This is a genomic window from Desulfosarcina sp. (genome assembly GCF_046496365.1).
In the GTDB taxonomy this organism is placed as follows: domain Bacteria; phylum Desulfobacterota; class Desulfobacteria; order Desulfobacterales; family Desulfosarcinaceae; genus Desulfosarcina.
This window is the reverse complement of the sequence record NZ_JAWOHB010000087.1, coordinates 1-3,058: the sequence shown is the minus strand read 5'-3', so window position 1 is coordinate 3,058 and position 3,058 is coordinate 1. Positions and strand designations below refer to the sequence as shown.

Below are 3,058 nucleotides of genomic sequence, written 5' to 3'. Positions count from 1 at the left end.
CCGCTTCAGCGCCGTCATCCCGAATGATTCTGGCGGTTTTAGGAGCCAGCCCCAGCAGGGCCTTGATGGCTGAGCTCGTCTGGCTGCGGGCCTTCAATTCCAGCACCTGCCCCAGCAGAATCAGGGTGGTGATGACGGCCGCCGCTTCAAAATAGACAGCCACCGTACCCTCTTTTCCCCTGAAGGAGGCCGGGAAAATTTCAGGGATGATTGCCGCGATCAGGCTGTAGAGGTAAGCAACCGACACGCCCAATCCAATCAGGGTGAACATATTGAGATTCCAGGATACGACAGACTGCCAGCCCCGTACCAGAAATGGCCAGCCGCCCCAGAAGACGACCGGTGTCGCCAACAACAGTTCAACCCATATAAGAAGATTTTTCGATGCTACCCGTGCCAATGGGTTACCGGGAATCATGTCCCCCATGGCCACAATAAAGACCGGAAGCGTAAGGACCAGGCTGACCCAGAATCGGCGGCGCATGTCGGCCAGTTCCGGGTTTTCTTCCTCCTGACCCGCCTCACCCTTTGGTTCCAGGGCCATGCCGCATTTCGGGCAGCTGCCCGGCCCGGCCTGCTCCACTTCCGGGTGCATGGGACAGGTGTAAAGATCAGTCCCTTTGCGGGGCGCATGGGATTCCGGTTGATCACCCGTGGCAGGATGTTCAGGTTTTGCCTGGTACGCCGAGGGATTTTTCTGAAATTTTATCAGGCAACTTTCGCTGCAGAAATAGATTTTCTCTCCCCCCTGTTCGGTTTGAAAGGGGGTATCCTTGTCGACGTGCATGCCACAGACCGGATCTTTGAGGCCATTTTCCTCTGCCGGTTTGTCCGGGTGGGGTGTTTGATCATGCTGATGTTGTTCGTTCTCCTGACTCATATTCTTTCCTTGATAAACATTGGCGGGCTCAAATTTTCATCGCCATCGGCTCGAATGGAAGATGCATGCCGGCGTTGGAGTGGGGTCCACGGGAACCCTTGTGCTGCCATTCACTACCTCATGTTGATACAATCTTTGTGCCAGACATCTATAGATAGGGAGATATCACCCTTATGATGGTTTATATATATATTTAGTTGGTTAACGCCATTTGGCGCAGGAATGCACTGGCAAATAAAAGGGTCCTATTTAACCAATGGTCACATATGACCCTTTTCGGGTGGTCTGGAAGTTATGGGGGCAAATGGTGGTGGCGGCTTGAAATTGGGATGGAAATTTGTTGATCGTAAGGCTGCATACCAAAGGACTAAGAAATACTTTTTGTTTCAGTGGCTCGATTGAGATTTTACGCAGTTCGGTCGTCCGGAATTATGTGGTTCTGCAAGTAAGAGGTGGCTATCCCCTAAAAAATGACCCCACCGATTCGCGTGTTAGCTTGCCAATGTCGCCATACAGGTGTTGGAAGGGCCAATTCCAATTATCACTACACAGGGTAGTCGAAGACTCCAAGGAACCGCTGGAGAGCACCAGAAGATCGAGCGCTTCATCCGGTCGTTCAAGCCTGACATCATCGTGCCGGACTGGGGATATGGAAAGGATCGCGTGACATACCTGGTAAAGCAGTTCTTCGGCCGGGTGTACGGGTGCACCTACGCGGATGAGTCCCGGATGGTCAAGCCCCGTTTTTCCGATGGGGGATCAACGGTGTCGGTGGACCGGTAGGAACACCACCGTTTCATTGATGAGTTGCAGCTGTACCGGTTCTGAAGTCGCCCGAGCGCCTGTTATATCATGGCTGAATCGTTATTAGGCGACGCATTCCAATTCACACCTTCGCCGGGTAGTGCTGCGTGTGTGGAGGGCCACCATGGGTGAAAGATAGGAAAATTATCCTTGAGTTGCCTATTTCGCTTCATCCAGCACCTCCCGAACCTTGATTGCCAGATCCTGCTTTGCGAACGGTTTCTGAATAAACTGCACGCCTTCATCCAATACGCCATGGTGGGCGATCACATTCGCTGTATAGCCGGACATGAACAATCGCTTGAGGTTCGGATAAAGCGACAGCAGGTTTCTGGCCAGGTCCCGGCCGTTCATCTCGGGCATGACCACATCGGTCATGAGCAGGTGAATCTCGCCGGCGTGTTCACGGGCAAGAGCGATCGCTTCTCCCGGTGTGCCGGCCGTAAGGACCTTGTAGCCCATCCGCTCAAGCATCATTCGGGTCATTCTTAAGATCGACGGTTCGTCCTCTACCAGCAGGATGGTTTCGCTGCCCTGGGCATCGGGCGTCAACGGATCTTTGGAAAGGACCGGCGTCAGCGGTCCTTCATGCCGCGGCAGGTAGATTCTGAAAATCGTCCCCTGGCCCGGCTGGCTGGCGACATCGATAAAGCCGTTGTTCTGCTTGACGATGCCGTAGACCGTGGCAAGGCCCAGACCGGTGCCCTTGTCCACGCCCTTGGTGGTGAAAAAGGGTTCGAACAGACTGGCTTGAATCTCCTGGTCCATGCCGCAGCCGTCGTCACTGACCATCAGCATCACAAAGTAGCCGGGGACACAACCCGGGTGGTCGGCGCAATAGCCTTCATCCAGCGTTGCCGTTCCCGTTTCGATGGTGATTTTACCCACGTCCGTGATGGCGTCGCGAGCGTTGACGCACAGATTGGCCAGAATCTGATCGACTTGAGACGGGTCCATCCGCACCGGCCACAGGTTGGTCGCCGGCTGCCAGGCCAGGTCGATGTCCTCGCCGATGAGCCGCCGCAGCATCTTGAGCATCCCTTCGACGGTGGCGTTCAAATCGAGCACCTTGGGGGCGATGGTCTGTTTGCGGGCAAAGGCCAGCAGTTGCCGCGTAATGTCGGCGGATCGCCTGGAGGCTTTCTGGATTTCACGCAAACCGGCATGCAGCGGGTGGTCCGGCTCGACCTGCTCCAAGCCTATCTCGGTGTAGCCGAGGATCACGCTGAGCATGTTGTTGAAATCATGGGCCACCCCTCCGGCCAAGCGGCCCACCGATTCCATCTTTTGGGCCTGAAGCAGTTTTTGCTGAAGTTTTTCCTTTTCCGCCTCGGCTTCCTTTTGCGCAGTGAGGTCCACCAGGGTACCGCGGGC

General features: G+C 55.2%; 2 protein-coding genes. Both read right to left on the bottom strand.

Going from position 1 to position 3,058, the window contains the following annotated elements; all coding sequences use genetic code 11:
* On the bottom strand, positions 1-880 hold an 880-nt coding region (locus R6V78_RS07205), incomplete at its 3' end, for a YHS domain-containing protein (protein WP_410288660.1).
* A gap of 963 nt (positions 881-1,843) precedes the next feature.
* Positions 1,844-3,058: ATP-binding protein (locus R6V78_RS07200; protein WP_410288659.1), on the bottom strand; the 1,215-nt coding region annotated here is incomplete at its 5' end.